Below are 22,504 nucleotides of genomic sequence, written 5' to 3' on the forward strand. Positions count from 1 at the left end.
CACAATGGCCCCACTCTCAAAAGCTCAGGATGAACAGCCCATGAATCTCAATTTCGCCTTCGCCTGCATGATCGTCGTGTCGTTCGCGATTGCCTTGGGCCACGCCTGACCTGCACCAACAACGCCGGGGCAAAATGCAGCAGCACCATCCGGCTCAGATGATGCGTCAGGATAAACACCACATTCAGCCCGCCGCCAAACGCGACAATCGCAATCGTCTCGATCGCGCCCGGCATGTACGCCAGCCAAAGGGACAGCGGATCACCGCCCAGCCAGCGCGCAGCCACCTCGGCAAACACCGCTGCAACGACGATCATCAAACCCACCGAGACCAACGCCGTGCGCCCATGCCGCGCCAGCTCTGCGATGCCGAGTCCCTGAAAACGTGAGCCGATGCGCACGCCGAGAATCAGTGCGGCCAGGTTCAGGCTCCACTCCGGCATGTGAAAACCGTGCAGCCATCCCGACTTCACAAATACAGCGGTTATGAGAATCGCGGTAAGCATGAATGGTGCCGGGACGCCGACCAGCAACAACAGGCGGCCGAGCAATACGCTCAAAGCGATGACTGAGCACGCGGTCAGCGCCATGCCTGTGGTCAACGGATCGCTGGCCACTTCAGCCACCGCTGCTTGCCCGGGAATGAGCAAACTCACCAGTACGGTGATCAACAGCAGCCGCATCAGATGCACGATGATGACTTTGCTCGAAGCCTTTTCCGACTCAAGCAAATCGAACACTGCGGCCAATGCGCCGGGATACACCGCCAGCAGTGCATTGGTGCGATTCCATCCGGCACCGCGTGTCAGCCACCATCCGGCGAGTGCAATTTGTACGGTCAGGCAGATCAGCAACACGCCAAGGCTGGGCAGCATCGTCGTCGCCGTTTCGCTGTCCCATGCTTCGAACATCAGCCCGGTGGCGATGCCCAGCGTGACCTGGATGTAGCCCAAGCCATAAGGAGTTGCCGGGGCGATGCCGGTTTTGCTGGCAAACAACGCGGTAACGACAATCGAGCCCAGCAGCAAGCCGTGGGGTACGCCTTCAAACTGCAACAACGCGCCAAAACCAGCCGCAATCAACAAGCACACAATGGATTTCATGGTTCGCCTTCCTGGCTATTTATCTGACACACCACCATTCCACTTGTGGGAGCGAGCCTGCTCGCGAAAGCGTCCTGCCAGTCACAGATAAATAACTGATCTATCGCCTTCGCGAGCAGGCTCGCTCCCACAAGAATCCAATACGTCTTACATACGCAAGCGTGCAATCGCCCGCCGATATTTCTCGATCCGCTCCAGATCCTCCCAACTCGGCGAGGCGATCCGCGAGATATCGCTGTTCTCTTCCAGATCCGCCAGCTTCACCACCCGGCCGATCGGGTTTTGCGCGGCGCGGTCGACAAAATCCTCGTAGGACTCACCGGACACTTTGGTCACCGCCGCAATCGCCGCCAGCACCTCTTCGCTGAATCCTTCCCCGCGCAAATCATCCAGACTCACCCCACAATCCTCGACCACATCGTGCAGCACAGCGACGATGCGTTCTTCCAGCGTATTCATGCGCAACATGACTTTCAGCGGATGCAGAATGTACGGCGCCCCGCCCTTGTCCACCTGCCCGGTGTGGGCCGTGGCGGCAATGGCGATAGCGCGTTCGAGGGTTTGGGCCATGGGAATCGAATCCTGCGCTGTATGTTTCTGATTGTTGCGCAGTGTACGCGAAGATCGCTCAGCGCAAACCGATTGAACCTTGCCCGCCCTCGCCACCTCGAAACCAGACAAGCGCCAAATCACCGATCAGACGCGGCGCCATTGGAGAGGAATTGCCGATGAAAACCCGACTGCTGCTCCTGATCGCCACGTTTGCCATCATCCCCACCTGTGTCATGGCCGAAGGCTGCGACGTGCAGACCCGCTCCTCCAGCGCCTCGGTGCCAGCGGTGGAAACCCACAGCTGCTACGAGTACGAAGGCATGCCCGTGGACTCCATCAACTGGTCCTGCAGCAACGAAAGCAAGGACACCCTCAACGCCACCAAGAAAAAAGTCGATCGCTGCGATGACCACTACCAGGCCACCTGCACCGCCCGCCTCACCCAGGAATCCCTCGCCAACCCGCACTCGACCAGCAAAGACAAAAGCGCCAAACCGCTGAACATGCCCGACAACGCCAAAGTCACCACGTATTACTACAACGGTGAGCACTTGGCGCAGGCGAAGATTGATTGCGAAAACAGTGGCGGGAACTGGAAGGCTAAATAGTCTCGGTTATCGAGGATTGCCTGACAGAGAGCCCGGCTTGATGCCGGGCTTGCTGCATCTGCAAACAGCTTCAACCTTCACCTGCACCGCTGCTCGTGCCGCTGTCGTTCGATTGCTTCGAACCACTGGGCTTGGAACCCGAAGGTGTAGAGCCGTCATTGTTGGTGGTGTTGCCCTGCGTGCCTTTGGGCACGGTGGCGCCATTGGAATGAATGTCTTCCGGCGCACTCGGATTGGTTTGGCTATTGCCGTCGTTAGCGGTGGGTGCCGGGGTATCGCTGGCGGCTGTTGCATAGAGCGAAGTGGCGGATAACAGCGTGGCCAAGGTGAATGCTGCGAGACTGGATTTATGCATGTCGGCGGTTCCTCTGCGGGGGTGAGTTATGCATTGGAAGCGCGTGCGCGGGGAAAATGCGGAAGGGGTGACGAATGGCAGGAACAAACAACCCGACACCCCCTAAAAGATGCCGGGTCAACAAACAATATGCGTTATCCGATCAGAAATTCGCCGGCGTATTCGCACTGATAATCTCAGCCTCATCCGCGCCGATATTGCGAAACTTATGCGGCAACGTCGTCGGAAAGTAATAACCATCCCCCGCACTCAACACACTCACCTGCCCGTCCACGGTCAGTTCTACCGTGCCGCGCGTGACCAGTCCGCACTCTTCGCCTTCGGCATGCACGATCGGTTCTTCGCCGGAGCTGGCGCCGGGGGCATATTGTTCGCGGAGCAGGCGCATCTGCCGGCTAGGGACGGAGGCGCCGATGAGCAGCAGGCGCAGGCCGTGGCGGCCGAGGTCGGGTTGTTCGTTGGCGCGGAACACGTATTGGTGTTCGCGCGGGGGCTGGTCGAAGGTGAAGAAGTCGGCCAGGGACATCGGTATGCCTTCGAGCAGCTTTTTCAGCGAGCTGACGGAGGGGCTGACGCGGTTCTGTTCGATCAGCGAGATGGTCGCGTTGGTCACGCCGCTACGCCGGGCGAGCTCGCGCTGGGAGAGTTTGTAGCTTTCGCGTACTAGTTTGAGTCGAGAACCCGTATCCATGACAGCCTTATGTTGAGGTACTTAAGGGTAATGGGGGTGGGTGGCGGGTGACGCGCAGGTCGCGCGGATCACGTTGCTCCCGTGTCCCGGAACCGTGAAAGGCGGCTATTAAATCACGTTTGCCGGCGTTGCTCAGCAGGTTCGATGGATGGTGATCGAAATGAGCTGGCTGGCGATTATTGCGGACAAATAAAAAACTTGTGGGAGCTGGCTTGCCAGCGATTGGATGGCACATTCAACATCCCTTTTGCTGAAAGACCGCAATCGCTGGCAAGCCAGCTCCCACAGGTTTTGTGTGCTGTGTAGGGAAAAACCGGCGGGGTCTTTCGGACCGCCGCCGGGAGGTAAGTCAGACGCCGAAACGGTCGCGCAGGGAGTAGTAGACGGCGCCAAGCGCGGTAAGCGGTGCGGAGAACGTGCGACCGCCGAGCATCGGCATGTGCGGCAAGGAGGCAAAGGCGTTGAAGCGTTCGGCGTCGCCGCGGATCATTTCCGAGATCAGTTTGCCGGCCAGGTGCGAGCAGGTGACGCCGTGGCCGCTGTAGCCCTGCATGTAGTAGGCATTCTTTTCGATGCGGCCGAATTGCGGCATGCGCGACATGGTCAGCAGGAAGTTGCCGGTCCAGCGGTAGTCGATCTTCACGTCCTTGAGCTGCGGGAAGGTCTTGAGGATCTTCGGCCGGATCAGTTGTTCGATATCGTCCGGCTCCCGCGCGCCATACACCACACCACCACCGTAAAGCAGGCGGTTGTCAGCGGTGAGGCGGTAGTAATCCAGCAGGTAGTTGCAGTCTTCGACGCAATAGTTGCTGGTGATCAGGCTGCGCGCCTGCTGCTCGGTCAGCGGTTCGGTGACGACGATCTGCGAACCACACGGCATGCTTTTCGCGGTGACGCGATTGTCGAGGCCTTGCGGCAGATAAGCGTTGCCGGCGATTAGCAAATATTTGGCGCGGACCAGACCTTTGGCGGTGCGCACGCTGATCGGCTCGCCGTAGGTGATTTCCACCGCCGCCGATTGCTCGTAGATTTTGCCGCCCAAACGCACGATGGCGGCGGCCTCCCCTAGCGCCAGATTCAATGGATGAACGTGGCCACCCTGCATGTCCAGCAAGCCGCCAACGTAAGCGTCGGAGCCGACTTCGCGACGAATGTCCGCTGCATCCAGCATCTTCAGATTGCGGTTGCCGTAGCGTTCCCAATTGCGTTTCTGCTCTGCCAGGCCATTGAGTTGTTTCTTGTTCATCGCCGCGAAAATACCGCCCGGGCGGTAGTCGCACTTGATGTCGTAATCCTTGATGCGCGAACGGATGATGTCGGCGCCTTCGAAGATCATGCTGCCAAGGATTTCTGCGGTCTTGTCACCGTAACGCTCTTCGATGACATCGACGTCGCGGCTATAGGAATTGACCAGTTGCCCGCCGTTGCGCCCGCTGGCGCCGTAGCCGACTTTCGCCGCTTCCAGCACCGTGACTTTGTAGCCGGCCTCGCTGAGGAACAGTGCCGAGGACAGGCCCGTGTAGCCGGCGCCGATGATGCAGACGTCGCAGTCCAGCGCTTCTTCGAGAACCGGGAAGTCGATGACTTCGTTGCGGGTGGCGGCGTAGTAGCTGTTTACGTGTTGCTGTTTCATAGGTTTCTCCGAGGGCCGCCAATCAGGGGCGGCCGCCGCTGTAAAAGAGTCAGAGCTTGATCCAGGTCGCTTTCAGTTCGGTGTACTTGTCGAACGCGTGCAGCGATTTGTCGCGACCGTTGCCCGATTGTTTGAAGCCACCGAATGGCGCAGTCATGTCGCCGCCGTCGTACTGGTTGACCCAGACGCTGCCGGCGCGCAGGCCGCGGGCGAAGGTGTGCGCCTTGCTCAGGTTGCTGGTCCACACCCCGGCGGCGAGGCCGAAGATGCTGTCGTTGGCGATCTGCAGGGCTTCTTCGGCAGTGTCGAAGGTGATCAGCGACAGCACCGGGCCGAAGATTTCTTCTTGGGCGATAGTCATCGCATTGGTCACGCCGTCGAAAATCGCTGGCTGCACGTAGAGGCCGCCGGTTTCTTCGAGGGTGCGTTGGCCGCCGGCAATCAACTCGGCGCCCTGCTCGCGGCCGATGCTGATGTAGCGCAGCACGTTGTCCAGTTGACGCTGGTCGACCACGGCGCCGACGGTGGTCGCCGGATCAAGCGCGTGCCCCGGTTTCCACGCTTGCAGCGCTTCCACCAGCAGCGGAATGAACTGCTCGCGAATCGAGCGCTCGACCAGCAGACGCGAGCCGGCAGTGCAGACTTCGCCCTGGTTGAAGGCGATGGCACTGGCTGCTGCCTGGGCTGCCGCGCGCAGGTCCGGTGCGTCGGCGAACACCACGTTCGGGCTCTTGCCGCCGGCCTCGAGCCAGACGCGTTTCATGTTGCTCTGGCCGGCATAGATCATCAGCTGCTTGGCGATCGCCGTGGAGCCGGTGAAGGCCAGCACGTCGACGTCCATGTGCAACGCCAGCGCCTTGCCGACGGTGTGGCCGTAGCCCGGCAGCACGTTGAACACGCCCTTCGGAATACCCGCCTCCAGCGCCAGTTGCGCGATGCGGATAGCGGTCAGCGGTGATTTTTCCGAAGGCTTGAGGATGAACGAATTACCCGCCGCCAGCGCCGGGGCGAACTTCCAGCTGGCCATGATCAGCGGAAAATTCCATGGCACGATGGCGGCGACCACACCCGAGGGCTCACGGGTGACGAGGCCAAGTTGGTCGTGCGGCGTGGCGGCGACTTCGTCGTAGATCTTGTCGATGGCCTCGGCGCTCCAGCGGATCGCGTTGGCGGTCGCCGGGATGTCGATGCTCATCGAATCGCTGATCGGTTTGCCCATGTCGAGGGTTTCCAGCAGTGCCAGTTCTTCCTGGTGTTGCAGGATCAGATCGGCGAAGCGGATCAGGACGCGCTTGCGCTCGGCCGGGGCTTTTTTCGCCCAGATGCCGGAGTTGAACGACTGGCGCGCGGCTTCGACGGCCAGGTTGGCGTCGGCTTCATCGGTGCTGGCGACGGCGGCAAGAAAGCGGCCGTCGACCGGGCTCAGGCATTCGAAGGTGTCGCCACTGATTGCCGGGCGATATTCACCGTTAATGAAGGCGCGGGATTCGATGGACAGAGACTGGAAGCGTTGTTCCCAGTCGTTGCGGGTTGTGGTCATTGTTTTGAGCTCGACAAGGGGGAATTTGGGGGTTGGTCTGGTTGCTTTGTCTGGCCGGGAATCGCTGCCCTCACCCTAGCCCTCTCCCAGAGGGAGAGGGGACCGATCGGGGGATGCCTGGTAACTGCGCCGACCTGAAAAATCTTTGCCGAATCCATCATCGACTGGATCGTTCAGGTCGCCGGATATCTCCAGACGACGCGGTCAGTCCCCTCTCCCTCCGGGAGAGGGTTAGGGTGAGGGGCTTTTGATCTTCAGACCGTATGCAGATACCAGTTGTACTCAAGGTCAGAAATCGAGTTCTCGAACTCGGCCAGCTCGCTTTCCTTGCACGCGACGAATACGTCGATGTACATCGGGTCGATGTAGCGCGCCATGACTTCGCTGTCGTCGAGTTCGCGCAAGGCGTCGCGCAGGTTGTTCGGCAGGCTCTGCTCGTTCTGCTCGTAGCTATTACCTTCGACCGGCGCGCCGGGCTCGATCTGGTTGGTCAGGCCGTGGTGGATGCCGGCCAGCACCGACGCCATCAGCAGGTACGGGTTGGCATCGGCACCGGCGACGCGGTGTTCGATGCGCACGGCGTCCGCTGAACCGGTCGGCACGCGCACGGCCACGGTGCGGTTGTCGATGCCCCAGCTCGGCGAGTTCGGCACATAGAACTGTGCGCCGAAACGGCGATACGAGTTGACGTTCGGGCAGAGGAACGCCATTTGCGCCGGCAGGGTCTCGAGCACACCGCCGATCGCGTGACGCAGTGCGGCGTTCTGCTCGGGATCCTCGCTGGCGAAGATGTTGTTGCCTTCTTTGTCCAGAATCGAAATGTGCACGTGCAAACCATTGCCGGCCTGGCCCGGATAAGGCTTGGCCATGAAAGTCGTGTCCATCTCGTGGTCGTAGGCGATGTTCTTCACCAGACGCTTGAGCAGGACCGCGTAATCGCACGCCTTGATCGGGTCGGAGACGTGATGCAGGTTGACTTCGAACTGCGCCGGGGCGCTTTCCTTGACGATCGCATCAGCGGGAATGCCCTGCTCTTTCGCGCCTTCAAGGATGTCTTGCAGGCAATCGACGTATTCGTCGAGATCGTCGATCAGGTAAACCTGGGTCGACACCGGACGCTTACCGGATACCGGTGAACGTGGCGATTGCGGACGGCCATTCACGTTGTCCTGGTCGATCAGGTAGAACTCGAGTTCGAACGCCGCGCAGATGGTCAGGCCGAGGTCGTCGAATTTGCGCACAACGTTGGCCAGTACTTCACGCGGGTCGGCGAAGAACGGCTGACCTTCGATCTCGTGCATGGTCATCAGCAGTTGAGCGGTCGGGCGTTTTTGCCACGGCTCGATGCTCAGGGTGCCGGGGATCGGGTAGCAGATGCGATCGGCATCGCCGATATCCAGGCCCAGGCCGGTGCTTTCCACCGTCGAGCCGTTGATGTCCAGCGCAAAGAGCGACGCCGGCAGGTTGATGCCTTTTTCGTACACCTTATGAAGACTGGTGCGTTCGATGCGCTTGCCGCGCACCACACCGTTCATATCCGCAATCAGAAGGTCGACGTACAAAACCTCAGGATATTTCTTAAGGAATGCGTTGGCTTCGTTGAGTTGAACGGTACGCAGAGGGACCGACATGATGCACCTATTTAGCTGTTAATTATTATGTTCACCACCGTGTTGCGCAGCCAGTCAATCCGAAAGGCAAAGTGAAGTCAATAGCGAACACCCTGCCCTGCAGCCTTTATTTTTCGGGCTTTTCTTAACACTCTCGTGCCATATCCGCCGGAAAACCCCGGTAAACCTGAGCGATTTGATGAACGGCGTTTAGAATTTTTTACATGGCAGTTGTTAATTAAAATCAACGAGGCTAAGCTCCGGAAAAGCTCGTTCAAGTGACAGACTTCGAGGTGAATAAAAATGGCATTCAAGCCATTGATCGGCGTTACTGCGTGCGTCAAACAGATTGGCCTGCACCCCTATCACATCAGCGGCGACAAGTACCTACGTGCTGTCAGCGTTGGCGCTCAAGGGTTGCCAGTGGTCATCCCTTCCCTCGGCAATCTGACTGAGATCGAAGACCTGCTCGGTCAACTCGACGGTCTGTTGCTCACCGGCTCACCCTCGAACGTGGAGCCCTTCCACTATCAAGGCGCGGCCAGTGCGCCCGGCACGGATCACGATCCGGCCCGTGACGCCACCACCCTTCCTTTATTGCGTGCAGCCATCGCGGCGGGCGTTCCGGTGCTCGGCATCTGCCGTGGCTTCCAGGAAATGAACGTGGCCTTCGGCGGCAGCCTGCATCAGAAGGTGCACGAGTTGCCCGGCATGCTCGACCACCGTGAAGCCGACAGCCCGGATGTGGCCGTGCAATACGCACCGGCCCATGCGGTCAGTTTGATCGCTGGCGGTGTGTTCGAAGCGCTGGAGCTGCCCGACGAATTTCAGGTCAATTCGATTCACAGCCAAGGCATCGACCGCCTCGCCCCCGGTCTGCGTGCTGAAGCCGTGGCACCGGACGGTTTGATCGAAGCGATCTCGGTCGAGCACAGCCCGACTTTCGCCCTCGGCGTGCAATGGCACCCGGAATGGCAAGTGCTGGACAACCCGAACTACCTGAAGATTTTCCAGGCGTTCGGCGCAGCGTGCCGGCAACGGGCGGCGAAGCGCAACCAACGCTGACTCAACCCAAGAATCCATAACGATTTACTGCCCCCACGGACGTCGGGTGTGCCTGCGCACATCCGTCATTCGTGAACAGCGACACCCGTAATAACAACAAGTACGACCCAGGCAGCCAGGACGGCGGCGCCGAACAAGCCGGATCGGTACGGACAAAGGCTACTCAGGTCAACGCATATCCCCTGTGGGAGCGAGCCTGCTCGCGAAAGCGGTGTATCAGCAAACGATGATGTCGACTGACACTCCGTATTCGCGAGCAGGCTCGCTCCCACAGGTTCTGCGCCAGCTGACGGGCATTCCGGACCGCTCCGCAATCCACTTAAGCCCGGCCACATTGGCCAGGCACACGACACCTGTTGGGAGTTTCACATGGCAAACGCCTCCAGCACTTACCGCAAGGCACTCGAAGGTCATCAGCAACCGAAAAAGGTGTTGGTGAAAGTCGATCGTGTCACCAAGAAGTTCGACGAAACCGTGGCCGTGGACGATGTGTCCCTGGAGATCCATCAGGGCGAAATCTTCGCGCTGCTGGGCGGTTCCGGTTCGGGCAAATCGACTCTGCTGCGCATGCTCGCCGGTTTCGAGCGGCCGACCGAGGGGCGGATTCTGCTCGATGGCGTGGACATCACCGACATGCCGCCGTACGAGCGGCCGATCAACATGATGTTCCAGTCCTACGCGCTGTTCCCGCACATGACCGTGGCGCAGAACATCGCCTTCGGCCTCAAGCAGGACCGTTTGCCTGCCAGCGAAATCGATGCCCGCGTCGAAGAAATGCTGCGTCTGGTGCACATGACCCAATACGCCAAGCGCCGCCCGCACCAGTTGTCCGGCGGCCAGCGTCAGCGCGTGGCCCTCGCCCGCTCGTTGGCCAAACGGCCGAAACTGTTGCTGCTCGACGAGCCGATGGGCGCGCTGGATAAAAAGCTGCGCTCGCAGATGCAACTGGAGCTGGTGGAGATCATCGAGCGCGTCGGCGTGACCTGCGTCATGGTCACCCACGACCAGGAAGAAGCCATGACCATGGCCCAGCGCATCGCGATCATGCACCTGGGCTGGATCGCGCAGATCGGCAGCCCGGTGGACATTTACGAAGCGCCGGTCAGCCGCATGGTCTGCGAATTCATCGGCAACGTGAACGCCTTCGACGGCACTGTGGTGGAAGATCTCGAAGGCCACGCCATCATTCACAGCCCCGACTTGCAGCAGAAGATCTATGTCGGTCACGGCGTCAGCACGTCGGTGCAGGACAAATCGATCACCTACGCCATCCGCCCGGAGAAAATGCTCGTCAGCACCTCCCAACCGGAGTTCCGCTACAACTGGTCCGAAGGCAAGGTCCACGACATCGCCTACCTCGGCGGCCATTCGGTGTTCTACGTCGAGCTGCCCGGCGGCAAGATCGTCCAGTCGTTCATGGCCAATGCCGAGCGGCGTGGCGCGCGGCCGACCTGGGACGACAAAGTCTACGTCTGGTGGGAAGACGACAGCGGCGTGGTGCTGCGCTCATGAGAACTTTCAATCAGCAATTCTTGCGCCTGGTGCCCAGCGGACGAAAACTGGTGATCGGCATTCCGTTCATCTGGCTGTTCCTGTTCTTCATGCTGCCGTTCTTTCTGGTGATGAAGATCAGCTTCTCGGAAGCCGCGCTGTCGATCCCGCCGTACTCGGAGATCTACACCTTCGCCGAACAGAAATTCCAGCTGCTGCTGAACATCGGCAACTACACCCTGCTCGGCGAAGACGAGCTGTACCTGTCGGCGTACCTCGGCTCGCTGAAGGTCGCGGCACTGAGCACGCTGATGTGCCTGGTGATCGGTTTCCCGATGGCTTACGCGATCACCAAGACCGGCAAGGAAACGCAAAACGTCCTGCTGCTGTTGATCATGATGCCGACCTGGACGGCGATCCTGATCCGCGTGTATGCGTGGATGGGCATCCTCAGCAACAACGGGTTGCTCAACGGATTTCTGATGTGGACCGGACTCACTGACCACCCGATCGAGATCCTCAACACCAACACTGCCGTCTATATCGGTGTGGTTTACGCCTATCTGCCGTTCATGGTTCTGCCGCTCTACGCCAACCTCGTCAAGCACGACAACAGCCTGCTGGAAGCCGCGCAGGATCTGGGCTCGAGTAACTTCAACAACTTCTGGAAGATCACCGTGCCGCTGGCCAAGAACGGCATCATCGCGGGCTGCATGTTGGTGTTCATTCCAGTGGTCGGCGAGTTCGTGATTCCGGAACTACTGGGTGGCCCGGAGACGCTGATGATCGGTCGCGTGCTGTGGCAGGAGTTCTTCAATAACCGCGACTGGCCGGTGGCTTCCGCGCTGGCGGTGGTGATGCTGTTGATCCTGATTGTGCCGATTCTGCTGTTCAACCGCAGCCAGGCCAAAGAGATGGAGGCACGGGGATGAAACGCTTCAACTTTTCCAAGTTCATGCTGATCTTCGGCTTGATGTTCATTTATCTGCCGATGCTGATTCTGGTGATCTACTCGTTCAACGCCTCGAAACTGGTGACGGTGTGGGGTGGCTGGTCAGTGAAGTGGTATGTCGGCCTGCTCGACAACACGCAACTGATGGGCTCGGTGCTGCGCTCGCTGGAGATCGCCTGCTACACCGCGATTGCCGCTGTGGCACTGGGGACGCTGGCGGCGTTCGTGCTGACGCGGGTGACGCGCTTCAAGGGCCGCACGCTGTTCGGCGGCCTGGTGACCGCGCCGTTGGTGATGCCGGAAGTGATCACCGGTCTGTCGCTGTTGCTGCTGTTCGTGGCGATGGCGCAACTGATCGGCTGGCCGCAGGAGCGCGGCATCGTCACCATCTGGATCGCCCACACCACGTTTTGTGCAGCCTATGTCGCGGTGGTAGTCTCCGCGCGCCTTCGCGAGCTGGATCTGTCGATCGAAGAAGCGGCGATGGACCTCGGCGCCAAACCATTCAAAGTGTTTTTCCTCATCACCATTCCCATGATCGCGCCGTCGCTGGCGGCGGGCGGGATGATGTCGTTTGCCTTGTCGCTGGACGATCTGGTGCTGGCGAGTTTCGTTTCCGGGCCGGGCTCGACGACGCTGCCGATGGAAGTGTTCTCGGCGGTGCGTCTGGGTGTGAAACCCGAGATCAACGCCGTGGCCAGCCTGATTCTGCTGGCGGTGTCGCTGGTGACTTTCCTGGTCTGGTATTTCGGCCGCAAGGCAGAGGCCAACCGCAAACGGGCGATTCAGGAAGCGATGGATCAGACCGCGAACGAGTCGTGGCAGCAACCGGCAACGGCGACTGCCTGAGCAACACCGATTAACAACTGTGGCGAGGGGATTTATCCCCGTTGGGCTGCGAAGCGGCCCCTGCAGTTCTACCTGAAGACTCCGTATTCAGGTTTTGCGACTGCTACGCAGCCGAGCGGGGATAAATCCCCTCGCCACAAGGTTCAAGTGCACCGAGCTTTTGTGTTTTTGAATAAGAAGAAGGGAGTTGTACCGATGAAAATGTTTGGCAGGACTCTGCTGACACTGTCCTTAATGGGCGCAATGGTCATGGGCGCCCAGGCCAACGACAAGGTGCTGCGTGTTTACAACTGGTCCGATTACATCGCGCCGGACACCGTGAAAAAGTTCGAAGACGAGACCGGCATTCGCGTGACCTACGACGTCTTCGACAGCAACGAAACTCTGGAAGCGCGCCTGCTCGCGGGCAAATCCGGCTATGACATCGTCGTGCCGTCGAACAGTTTTCTGGCCAAGCAGATCAAAGCCGGCGTCTACCAGCCGCTGGACAAATCGAAGCTGCCGAACTGGAAGAATCTCAACCCGGTGCTGCTGAAAAACGCCGCCGCCAGTGATCCGGACAATGCCCATGCCTTTCCGTACATGTGGGGCTCGATCGGCATCGGTTTCAACCCGGCGAAGGTCAAGGAAGTGCTCGGCGCCAACGCCCCGACCAACTCCTGGGACTTGCTGTTCAAACCGGAGAACGCGGAAAAACTCAAAGCCTGTGGCATCAGTTTCCTCGATTCGCCAACCGAAATGCTCCCGGCCGCCCTGCACTACCTGGGCTATCCGGTGAACGACAAGGACAAGGCGCACATCGCCGAAGCCGAAGCGCTGTTCATGAAAATCCGCCCTTACGTGGCGTACTTCCATTCCTCGAAGTACATCTCCGATCTGGCTAACGGCAACATCTGCGTGGCGGTCGGTTACTCCGGCGACGTCCTGCAGGCCAAGGCCCGCGCGGTGGAATCGGGCAACAACGTGGTGATCGACTACAGCATTCCCAAGGAAGGCGCCGGCAGCTTCTACGACATGGTCGCCATCCCCCGTGATGCGGCGAACGTCGACAATGCCTACCTGTTCATGGACTTCCTGATGCGCCCGGACATCATCGCCGAAGTCACCAACAGCATCGGCTACAGCAACGCCAACGCAGCGGCCACGCCATTGGTGGACGAAGCGATCCGCAACGAACCGGGCTCGTATCCGTCGCAAGCGGTGATGGCGACATTGTATGCAGTGCCGGATCAGCCAATTGCCACGCAGCGGATCATGACGCGCGGCTGGACGCGGGTGAAGCTCGGTAAATAAAAACACCAGTCAACACTGATAAACCCTGTGGGAGCTGGCTTGCCAGCGATGGCGGTGGGTCAGACAACGATGACGCTAGACGCGCTGGCCCCATCGCTGGCAAGCCAGCTCCCACAGGTTTTCGATCGAATTCGGACATTGCCAGATTTCCGTTCACGCAGCGCCTTACCACCGCTGCACCCTGCTCTGAACGGCCTCACCCGGCTCCCTCGGCTCGGGTGAATTTGCAGGCGCCTTCGGGCGCCTTTTTTTGTCCGTTCAGATCAGCGGCCAGTCCTGCAAAACCCGATAGCGACCCTTGTGCGATTCGAACAGAGCGAAGCGTTCAGCACGCAGAAAGAACTCCGGCGGCGTGCGCGATTCCGGCTCCGGCGCGCGGTACTCCCGCGCCAGTGTCAGGTGCGGGCGGAACTCGTGGGTGGGCTCGTCAAAACCGAACGGCAGCATCGCCTGCTCCAGCGCGTAGACCAGGCGCAACAACGCGGGCGGCGCCTGTTCCGGTGCCAGCGATAGCACACCGGGGCGATGCCAGACCTGCAAGCGATCCAGCGCAATACGCAACGTTTCGCCGGGAATACGCACACTGCCCGCTGCTTCACAGACGCCATGAATCTGCGCCAGCGGCACCGCTCCAAGAAACAGCAGAGTCAGATGAAAGTTATCCGCCGGCACCGGTTTGCCGCTGCGCAGGCCCAGCTCCGCGCGCCACTGGGCGATTGCCTTGCGCTGCGCCGGCGGGCAATCCAGGGCGAAGAACAGCCGCTTTGCAGGTTCATCCTTGCGCACCCCATCAATCATTGCCCTGCCCCCTTGTTCGTCATGATCACGCCGATTCTACACAGCCTGTGCTGACGACTCGCGACAGGAAGCTATAGTTCAGGGATTGCCATCAACCGGAGGCTGCCATGCGCGAGATCCTCAGCAAAGAACCCTGGTGGGCCCGGCCACCACATCCCGGACAGGACGAAAGTGAACTGGAATGGGGCTGGCTGGTGCATTACAGCGAAGGCGAACCGCGCTTCGAATTCGTCCGCGAACGGCCCAGCGACGAGCAGATTCGCAACCGCAAAAGTTGCCGGGTCACCCCCTCGCCCGAATGAATAGAGCCCCGTGAGCACTAATCCTGTGGGAGCGAGCCTGCTCGCGAAAGCGGTGTGTCAGATAAAGAAATGTTACTGATACGACGCTTTCGCGAGCAGGCTCGCTCCCACAGGGTTATGCATTGATCAGTGGGGTTGGGTGTCGCCGGCGGCGGTGTCGATGCTGACAACAACTGACATCCCCGGCCGCAAGCGTTCTGCTTCCTGCTGATCGGGATCGATAGTGATGCGCACCGGCACCCGCTGGGCGATCTTGACGAAGTTGCCGGTGGCGTTGTCGGCCTGCAGCAAGGCAAATTCCGAGCCGGTGCCCGGCGAAATATGCTGCACATGGCCGGTGAATCTGCGGTGGTTCAAGGCGTCGACGGTGAAGCGCACCGGTTGCCCGACACGTACGTTGGCCATCTGGGTTTCCTTCATGTTGGCGATCACCCACTTCTGGTCCGGGACCAACGCCATCAGCTGCGCGCCGGAGTTGACGTAGGCCCCCAAGCGCACGCCGATCTGCCCGAGCTGGCCGTCGCGCGGGGCGACAATTCGCGTGTTCGACAGATCGATGCGCGCCAGTTGCACCGCTGCTTCGGCACTGGCCACGGCGGCTTCCAGCGAGCCGCGATTGACGATCACCGTTTGCAGATCCTGCCGGGCGATTTCCAGATTGGCCTTGGCCTGCGCCACAGAAGCCGTGCTCTGCGCGTTGGCAGCAAGGGTCACGTCGAACTCGCGTTTGGACACCGAGCCGTCGCGCACCAGTTCCTGATTACGCCGCAGATCGGCCTCGCTCTTGCGCAACTGCGCCTGGCTGTCGGCCAACACTGCCTGGCGCAATTTGATCGTCGCTTCAGCGCTGTTGCGTTGCTGCACGACGTTGGCCAGCCCGGCCTTCTGCACCGCCAGTTGTGCCAGGGACTGGTCGAGGCGTTGCTGATAAATGCGGTCGTCCAGACGCACCAGCAGGTCCCCGGCCTTGACGTACTGGAAGTCCTGCACCGGCACCTCGAACACATAGCCGCTGAGCTGCGGGCCGATGATCGTCACCTGCCCGCGCACCAAGGCGTTTTCGGTGGTTTCGACCGCACTGCTGAACGGCGGCAGTTGCCACGCATACAGCACGATCAGGACACCGACGATGGCGATTGCGGCAAAGCCCAGCGAAGAAATGATCCGCACCCGCAGCGAACGCGGCGCGGTATTGGGTGACGATGGCGGCGCCTCACCTTCAGGCGTGGCGGCAATGGCATTGGTGGTTGTGGTGGTCGGTTCGGTCATGAAGAAGTGGCACCGCTGGGTGGTACGGAAGGTGTCGGCTCAATGGCTTTGGTGGTGCTCATCAGCCACAACGCGCGAATCGAAAGCCAGATCATGGTCAGGACGGCAATGACCGCGATCAGCATGAAGACATCGTTATAGGCCAGCACGTTCGCTTCGCGTGTCGCCGCATTGGCGAGACTGCGCATGCCGGCCAGATTGCGCAGGCTCGGGTCGGCGAGCAAACCGCCGTAGGCCGAACCGCCGCTCTGCACGCGCGCCGCCACCAACGGATCGGACATCACCAGATGATCGACGATGTGGCTGGAGTGGTACTTCTCCCGCACGATCTGAAAGGTGCCAAGCAACGCCGCGCCGAGCAGCCCGCCGAGGTTGTTGCAGATCCCGAACAGCACGGAAAAACTCACCAGGTTGCGCGGATTGGTCAGCACGTTGCGCGTGCCGAAGACCATGGTCGGGCCGAGAAAAAACGTACTGCCGAATGCCAGCAGGAACTGGCTGAAGTAGAGATTTTGCGGGCGGGTCAGGTTGTTGGAAAAACTGTCCATCACCGAACCGGTGGCCATCAGCGCCAGCGAGATGATCAACGGCATCAGCAAGTGTTTGGGGTCGATGGTCAACGCGCTGGTGGCAAGCCCGGCGATACTGCCGATCAGCATCACCACGTACAGACTGTGCAACTGCTCATAGCCCATGTTGAGGTTCTGCATGAAACCGACCGCGCCGGTGGATTGCTCCGAGGTGACCATGCGAATCAGGGTCACCGCCAGCGCCAGGCGAATCATCGTTCCGCTGCCCAGCCAGCGGGTCATCAACATCGGGTTGCTGCGATTGTGCTCAATGGCCAGGCCCATAATGATCAGCGCGATCGAACAGGCCAGCGCCACGCCGATCCAGTCCGCCTCCAGCCACCAGTCGATGCGCCCCAGCGACAGCACCGCGCACAACAACGCCACACCGGTGGCGAGAATGGCGAAGGTCAGGAAGTCGAGTTTTTCGAAGGTCTTGAAGCGGTCACCGGGCGGCAGCTTCAGCAGCAACACACAGCCGAGTGACAGCAGGGCCATGCCCAATTCGAACAGGTACAGACCGCGCCATTCGGCGATCTGCAACAGGTCTTCGGAAAACAGCCGCGCCAGCGGTAACGCCAGTTGCGACGTGCCGAGGCCGAGTACCAACGCTTTGAGCCGCCACTTCGCCGGGAACGCCTGCACCATGTAATACAGACCCAGCGAGCTCAGCGCCGCACCGACCATGCCGTGGGCAGCCCGCACCGCCACTGCCGAGTTGAGATCGTTGACGAACAAATGGCCGAAGGTCACCAGCGCATACAGCACCAGAAACACTTCGGTGAACGCGCGCAAGCCGAATTGCTGGCGAAACTTCACCAGCAGCAGGTTCATCGACACGTTGGTCATCACATACGCCGCCGGCAACCAGGCCATTTCCGCCGTGGTCGCGCCGAGCGAGCCTTGCAGGTAAGGCAGGTTGGCAACCACCAGCGAGTTGCCTAATCCACCGGTCACCGCCACCAGCACGCCAACCGCCGCGTACGCCAGGCGCTTGGGCGTGGAGTGCAGCGGTGTCGACGGAGAACCGGGCAGGCTGGGCTTTTCGTGGGGTTGCCAGTTGCGCGGGGCGTATTTATCCATGGAGCGGCCTGGTGCTGGGGGTGAGGGAAGTTTGCCGCAATTTCACGGGCAACACACGACTCGACAGACACCAAGGAACCCTGTGGGAGCGAGCCTGCTCGCGAAAGCGCTGTGTCAGTCGACAACTTCATTGATTGAAAGTCCGCATTCGCGAGCAGGCTCGCTCCCACATGGGTTCGGCGTCGCACGGGAGGTCATCGTATAACTTCCAGTTGACAATCCCTGAAAATCTGGGAAATATCCGCATCGATGTTGTACGACGACGTATGACAAATAATAAAAACAACAAACGATTCAGGGAGCGTCACAGTGAGCCCACTCGCCCGCAATTCCGTCCGCCCTTCACGTTTTGCCCATTTCAAACCGCGTTCGACCCTGAGCCTGATCGGTTGCAGCAGCCTCGCTCTGGCCTTGCCGATGAGCGCTGATGCCGAAGGCTTTCTCGACGACAGCAAAGCCACGCTGAACCTGCGCAACGCCTACTTCAACCGCAACTTCGTCAACCCGGCCTATCCGCAGGGCAAGGCTGAAGAGTGGACACAGAGCTTCATTCTCGACGCCAAATCCGGCTTCACCCAAGGCACCGTCGGCTTCGGCCTCGATGTGCTCGGGCTGTACTCGCAAAAGCTCGATGGCGGCAAAGGCACTGGCGGCACGCAACTGTTGCCGATTCATGATGACGGTCGCCCGGCCGACAATTTCGGTCGCCTCGGCGTGGCGCTGAAAGCCAAAGTCTCGAAGACCGAATTGAAAGTCGGTGAATGGATGCCGGTGCTGCCGATCCTGCGCTCCGACGACGGCCGCTCCCTGCCGCAGACCTTTCGCGGTGGCCAAATCACGTCCACTGAAATCAACGGCCTGACCGTGTACGGCGGCCAGTTCCGTGGCAACAGCCCGCGCAACGACGCGAGCATGGAAGACATGTCGATGAACGGCCGCGGTGCATTCACCTCCGATCGCTTCAACTTCGGCGGCGGCGAATACACCTTCAACGAAAAACGCACCATGGTCGGCGTGTGGTACGCCGAGCTCACCGACATCTATCAGCAGCAGTATTTCAACCTCAGCCACAGCCAGCCGATGGGCGACTGGACGCTGGGCGCCAACCTCGGTTTCTTCACCGGCAAGGAAGACGGCAGCGCTCAGGCCGGCGACCTCGACAACAAGACCGCGTTCGCCCTGCTCTCGGCGAAATATGGTGGCAACACCTTCTACGTCGGCCTGCAGAAACTCACCGGCGACGATGCCTGGATGCGCGTCAACGGCACCAGCGGCGGCACCCTGGCCAACGACAGTTACAACGCCAGTTATGACAACGCCAAAGAGCGCTCCTGGCAGGTGCGTCACGACTACAACTTCGTTGCGCTGGGCGTGCCTGGCCTGACCCTGATGAACCGCTATATCAGCGGCGATAACGTACACACCGCCACCACCAACGACGGCAAGGAATGGGGCCGCGAATCGGAACTGGCCTACACCGTGCAGAGCGGCCCGCTGAAGAACCTCAACGTGAAATGGCGCAACGCGACCATTCGCCGGGACTTCAGCACCAACGAATTTGACGAGAACCGGATTTTTATCAGCTATCCGATTTCGTTGTTGTAAGGGTTGGCGGTTTGCCCTGTGGGAGCGAGCGTGCTCGCGAAAACGCCGGACCAGTCGACTTGTTCTGACTGGCACAACGCCTTCGCGAGCAGGCTCGCTCCCACAAGGGGATTGCATTGCAAGTCGGGTATAGGGTGTTGAGAAAATGAATCGCCCCTTCCGTCATCTACACCAAAAGTCGCGTTGACAAGATCCCGAAACCCTACCGATACTTCAGCGCAGTCATACGACAACCTACAACAAACCTAATAACAATGTGTTCAGGGATTGCCATGACGTCTACCTCTACCCCCCGCGCTCCTTTCAACCGCCTGCTGCTGACCGGTGCCGCCGGAGGCCTGGGCAAAGTCCTGCGCGAACGCCTGCGCCCTTACGCCAAGGTGCTGCGCCTGTCCGACATTGCAGCACTCGCCCCGGCCGTCGATGACCACGAAGAAGTCGTGCTCTGCGACCTCGCCGACAAGCAAGCCGTGCATCAACTGGTCGAAGGGGTCGATGCGATCCTGCATTTCGGCGGCGTCTCGGTCGAGCGCCCGTTCGAAGAAATCCTCGGCGCCAACATCTGTGGCGTTTTCCACATTTACGAAGCGGCACGCAAGCACGGTGTGAAGCGGGTGATCTTCGCCAGCTCCAACCACGTCATCGGTTTCTACAAACAGGACGAGAAACTCGACGCCATATCTCCACGCCGCCCCGACGGTTACTACGGCTTGTCCAAGTCCTACGGCGAAGACATGGCCAGTTTCTACTTCGATCGCTACGGTATCGAAACCGTCAGCATCCGCATCGGCTCCTCGTTCCCCGAACCGCAGAACCGCCGGATGATGCACACCTGGCTGAGCTTCGACGATCTCACGCAACTGCTCGAACGCTCGCTGTACACCCCAAATGTCGGCCACACCGTGGTCTACGGCATGTCCGCCAACAAAGACGTCTGGTGGGACAACCGCTACGCCAGCCACCTCGGTTTCGAAGCCAAGGACACCTCGGAAGTGTTCCGCGACAAGGTCGAAGCGCAACCGATGCCAGCCGACGATGATCCGGCGCGGATCTATCAGGGCGGCGCCTTCGTCGCAGCAGGCCCGTTCGGCGACTGACCGTTCGACTTGATCCCCTCCAATAAAAACCATGGGAATGAGTATGCAAGCCGAATTGATCGTCGACGCCCGCAACGCGGTCGGTGAAAGCCCGGTCTGGGTGCCGCAGGAAAACGCCCTGTACTGGGTCGATATTCCCAACGGCGGGCTGCAACGCTGGAGTGCTGACACCGGGCACGTCGCCTCGTGGAAAGCCCCGCAAATGCTCGCCTGCATCAGCCGCCACCGCAGTGGCGGCTGGGTCGCCGGCATGGAAAGCGGTTTCTATCGCCTGCACCCGCACAGCGACGGCAGCCTCGACAGCGAATTGCTCGCCACCGTCGGGCACAGCCGCGCGGACATGCGCCTCAACGACGGTCGCTGTGATCGTCAAGGGCGTTTCTGGGCGGGCAGCATGGTGCTGAACATGGGCCTGAACGCGCCTGAAGGCCGGCTCTATCGCTACAGCGCCGGGCAGACGGGCGTGATCGAAGCGCAACTGGATGGCTTCATCGTACCCAACGGCCTCGCTTTCAGCCCTGACGGCAAGACCATGTACCTGTCGGATTCGCACCCCGATGTGCAACTGATCTGGGCCTTCGATTACGACACCGAGACCGGCACGCCATCGAATCGCCGAATCTTCGTCGACATGAATCACTTCCCCGGCCGCCCCGATGGCGCTGCCGTGGATGCCGAAGGCTGCTACTGGATCTGCGCCAACGACGCCGGCCTGATTCACCGCTTCGCCCCGGACGGTCGTCTGGATTTTTCACTGGAAGTACCGGTGAAGAAACCGACCATGTGTGCCTTCGGCGGCAGCAACCTGGACACCTTGTTTGTCGCCTCGATTCGCCCCGGCGATGACCACGACCCGCAATCCCTGGCCGGCGGCGTGTTCGCCCTGAAGCCAGGCGTCAAGGGCCTCGCCGAACCGCAATTCAACGATTTGCTTTAAACCCTCTGCTGCACCGCTGCGCCTTGAACACAAAAATAACAAGACTGGAGACTCACCCCCCATGAACTTCAAACGCACCTTGCTCGCCGCTGCACTCCCGCTGATGTTCACCTTTGCTGGTGGCGCTCAGGCAGATATGAAACTCAAATTCGCTGATATTCATCCAGACGGTTACCCAACTGTGGTGGCCGAAAAGAGCATGGGCAAAACGCTTGAAAAGGAAACCAACGGCGAGCTGACCTTCCAGTACTTCCCGGGCGGAGTGCTCGGTTCCGAGAAGGAAGTCATCGAGCAGATGCAAGTCGGCGCGATACAGATGTCCCGGGTCAGCCTGGGTATCGTCGGCCCCGTGGTGCCGGATGTGAACGTGTTCAACATGCCGTTCATTTTCCGCGACCAGCAACACATGCGTAACGTCATCGATGGCCCGGTGGGCGATGAGATTCTCGACAAGATCACCAACTCCGAATTCAAATTGGTGGCCCTGGCGTGGATGGACGGCGGCACGCGCAACATCTACACCAAGAAACCGGTGCGCAAGCTCGAAGACCTCAAGGGCATGAAAATCCGCGTACAAGGCAACCCGATGTTCATCGACATGATGAACGCCATGGGCGGTAACGGCATCGCCATGGACACCGGCGAAATCTTCAGCGCCCTGCAAACCGGCGTGATCGACGGCGCGGAAAACAACCCGCCGACCCTGCTCGAACACAACCACTTCCAGAACGCCAAGTTCTACAGCCTGACCGGTCACCTGATCCTGCCAGAGCCGATCGTGATGTCGAAAATCACCTGGGAAAGACTCACTCCGGATCAACAGAAGATGGTGAAAACGGCGGCCAAAGCTGCCCAGGCTGAAGAACGCGTGTTGTGGGACAAGAAGTCCGCCGCCAGTGAAGAAAAACTCAAGGCAGCCGGCGTCGAGTTCATCACCGTTGACAAGAAACCCTTCTACGACGCCACCGCTCCGGTACGTGAAAAGTACGGTGCGAAGTACGCAGATCTGATCAAAAAGATCGAAGCCGTTCAGTAACACCTCCCGCTCCGTACTCATGAAAAAGGCCCGGCGCGCCAGCGGTTCAGGCGCGCCCGGTTACGG

General features: G+C 60.1%; 21 protein-coding genes. 11 read left to right on the plus strand and 10 right to left on the minus strand.

Features of this window, described 5'->3' with window-relative positions; translation table 11 throughout:
• Positions 1 to 47 precede the first annotated feature (47 nt).
• Positions 48 to 1,103, minus strand: coding sequence for an AbrB family transcriptional regulator (locus AB4N85_RS11085; RefSeq protein ID WP_252867821.1), 1,056 nt, complete (start codon positions 1,101 to 1,103; stop codon positions 48 to 50).
• 147 nt (positions 1,104 to 1,250) lie between these two features.
• Entirely contained in the window at positions 1,251 to 1,673 is a 423-nt protein-coding gene (locus AB4N85_RS11090) for an HD domain-containing protein (RefSeq protein WP_252867822.1), read from the minus strand.
• 158 nt (positions 1,674 to 1,831) lie between these two features.
• On the opposite strand from AB4N85_RS11090, the gene AB4N85_RS11095 reads away from it, so the two are divergent.
• On the plus strand, positions 1,832 to 2,263 hold the full coding sequence (locus AB4N85_RS11095) for a hypothetical protein (protein WP_252867823.1): 432 nt from the start codon (positions 1,832 to 1,834) through the stop codon (positions 2,261 to 2,263).
• A 70-nt stretch (positions 2,264 to 2,333) separates the two neighbouring features.
• On the opposite strand, the gene AB4N85_RS11100 is transcribed toward AB4N85_RS11095, so the two are convergent.
• The 5 genes from AB4N85_RS11100 to AB4N85_RS11120 form a co-directional block, all read right to left on the minus strand.
• Positions 2,334 to 2,618 carry a hypothetical protein gene (locus AB4N85_RS11100; protein ID WP_217849279.1) on the minus strand — a complete coding sequence of 95 codons (285 nt, stop codon included), beginning with the start codon at positions 2,616 to 2,618 and terminating at the stop codon, positions 2,334 to 2,336.
• A gap of 142 nt (positions 2,619 to 2,760) precedes the next feature.
• Positions 2,761 to 3,309, minus strand: a complete 549-nt coding sequence (locus AB4N85_RS11105; RefSeq protein WP_011333561.1) for a cupin domain-containing protein — start codon at positions 3,307 to 3,309, stop codon at positions 2,761 to 2,763.
• Between the two features lie 349 nt (positions 3,310 to 3,658).
• Positions 3,659 to 4,942 carry an NAD(P)/FAD-dependent oxidoreductase gene (locus AB4N85_RS11110; protein ID WP_252867824.1) on the minus strand — a complete coding sequence of 428 codons (1,284 nt, stop codon included), beginning with the start codon at positions 4,940 to 4,942 and terminating at the stop codon, positions 3,659 to 3,661.
• A 49-nt stretch (positions 4,943 to 4,991) separates the two neighbouring features.
• Positions 4,992 to 6,482 (minus strand): aldehyde dehydrogenase, encoded by a 1,491-nt coding sequence (locus AB4N85_RS11115; RefSeq protein ID WP_041480929.1) that lies wholly within the window; start codon positions 6,480 to 6,482, stop codon positions 4,992 to 4,994.
• Positions 6,483 to 6,736: 254 nt separating this feature from the next.
• Positions 6,737 to 8,113, minus strand: a complete 1,377-nt coding sequence (locus AB4N85_RS11120; protein ID WP_007918694.1) for a glutamine synthetase family protein — start codon at positions 8,111 to 8,113, stop codon at positions 6,737 to 6,739.
• A 282-nt stretch (positions 8,114 to 8,395) separates the two neighbouring features.
• Between AB4N85_RS11120 and AB4N85_RS11125 the strand changes: the two genes are divergently transcribed.
• The 5 genes from AB4N85_RS11125 to AB4N85_RS11145 all read left to right on the plus strand — a co-directional run bounded on the left by AB4N85_RS11125 (position 8,396) and on the right by AB4N85_RS11145 (position 13,742).
• Positions 8,396 to 9,157, plus strand: a complete 762-nt coding sequence (locus AB4N85_RS11125) for a gamma-glutamyl-gamma-aminobutyrate hydrolase family protein (protein WP_252867825.1) — start codon at positions 8,396 to 8,398, stop codon at positions 9,155 to 9,157.
• 369 nt (positions 9,158 to 9,526) lie between these two features.
• On the plus strand, positions 9,527 to 10,669 hold the full coding sequence (gene potA / locus AB4N85_RS11130; RefSeq protein ID WP_042609314.1) for a polyamine ABC transporter ATP-binding protein: 1,143 nt from the start codon (positions 9,527 to 9,529) through the stop codon (positions 10,667 to 10,669).
• On the plus strand, positions 10,666 to 11,580 hold the full coding sequence (locus tag AB4N85_RS11135) for an ABC transporter permease subunit (protein ID WP_024013334.1): 915 nt from the start codon (positions 10,666 to 10,668) through the stop codon (positions 11,578 to 11,580). The genes potA and AB4N85_RS11135 overlap by 4 nt, the downstream gene beginning before the upstream one ends.
• On the plus strand, positions 11,577 to 12,449 hold the full coding sequence (locus AB4N85_RS11140; protein WP_056789082.1) for an ABC transporter permease subunit: 873 nt from the start codon (positions 11,577 to 11,579) through the stop codon (positions 12,447 to 12,449). Before AB4N85_RS11135 ends, AB4N85_RS11140 begins: the two co-directional genes overlap by 4 nt.
• Positions 12,450 to 12,644: 195 nt before the next feature.
• Complete coding sequence (locus tag AB4N85_RS11145; RefSeq protein WP_095182000.1) at positions 12,645 to 13,742, plus strand: polyamine ABC transporter substrate-binding protein; 1,098 nt, start codon at positions 12,645 to 12,647, stop codon at positions 13,740 to 13,742.
• A 258-nt stretch (positions 13,743 to 14,000) separates the two neighbouring features.
• On the opposite strand, the gene thpR is transcribed toward AB4N85_RS11145, so the two are convergent.
• The gene (thpR, locus tag AB4N85_RS11150) at positions 14,001 to 14,540 is read right to left on the minus strand and encodes an RNA 2',3'-cyclic phosphodiesterase (protein ID WP_252867826.1); all 540 of its coding nucleotides are present in this window, start codon (positions 14,538 to 14,540) and stop codon (positions 14,001 to 14,003) included.
• A gap of 107 nt (positions 14,541 to 14,647) precedes the next feature.
• Here thpR and AB4N85_RS11155 point away from each other — a divergent pair, with 107 nt between their 5' ends.
• A complete protein-coding gene (locus AB4N85_RS11155) occupies positions 14,648 to 14,842 on the plus strand; it encodes a hypothetical protein (protein ID WP_024013337.1) in 195 nt (64 codons plus the stop codon).
• A 126-nt stretch (positions 14,843 to 14,968) separates the two neighbouring features.
• Here the strand turns inward: AB4N85_RS11155 and AB4N85_RS11160 are convergent, their stop codons facing one another.
• Both AB4N85_RS11160 and AB4N85_RS11165 read right to left on the minus strand, forming a co-directional pair.
• Positions 14,969 to 16,111, minus strand: a complete 1,143-nt coding sequence (locus AB4N85_RS11160; RefSeq protein WP_041480937.1) for an HlyD family secretion protein — start codon at positions 16,109 to 16,111, stop codon at positions 14,969 to 14,971.
• Positions 16,108 to 17,763: an MFS transporter gene (locus AB4N85_RS11165; RefSeq protein WP_056789076.1), complete on the minus strand. Its 1,656-nt coding sequence runs from the start codon at positions 17,761 to 17,763 to the stop codon at positions 16,108 to 16,110. The genes AB4N85_RS11160 and AB4N85_RS11165 overlap by 4 nt, the downstream gene beginning before the upstream one ends.
• A 309-nt stretch (positions 17,764 to 18,072) precedes the next feature.
• Here AB4N85_RS11165 and AB4N85_RS11170 point away from each other — a divergent pair, with 309 nt between their 5' ends.
• The 4 genes from AB4N85_RS11170 to AB4N85_RS11185 all read left to right on the plus strand — a co-directional run bounded on the left by AB4N85_RS11170 (position 18,073) and on the right by AB4N85_RS11185 (position 22,438).
• A complete protein-coding gene (locus AB4N85_RS11170) occupies positions 18,073 to 19,368 on the plus strand; it encodes an OprD family porin (RefSeq protein WP_130899229.1) in 1,296 nt (431 codons plus the stop codon).
• Positions 19,369 to 19,640: 272 nt separating this feature from the next.
• A complete protein-coding gene (locus AB4N85_RS11175; RefSeq protein ID WP_252867827.1) occupies positions 19,641 to 20,465 on the plus strand; it encodes an NAD-dependent epimerase/dehydratase family protein in 825 nt (274 codons plus the stop codon).
• 43 nt (positions 20,466 to 20,508) lie between these two features.
• Positions 20,509 to 21,402 carry an SMP-30/gluconolactonase/LRE family protein gene (locus AB4N85_RS11180; RefSeq protein ID WP_252867828.1) on the plus strand — a complete coding sequence of 298 codons (894 nt, stop codon included), beginning with the start codon at positions 20,509 to 20,511 and terminating at the stop codon, positions 21,400 to 21,402.
• Between the two features lie 61 nt (positions 21,403 to 21,463).
• Positions 21,464 to 22,438: a TRAP transporter substrate-binding protein gene (locus AB4N85_RS11185; protein WP_150634991.1), complete on the plus strand. Its 975-nt coding sequence runs from the start codon at positions 21,464 to 21,466 to the stop codon at positions 22,436 to 22,438.
• The last annotated feature ends 66 nt before the right edge of the window (positions 22,439 to 22,504 follow it).

This window comes from Pseudomonas sp. H1_G08, assembly GCF_054681355.1.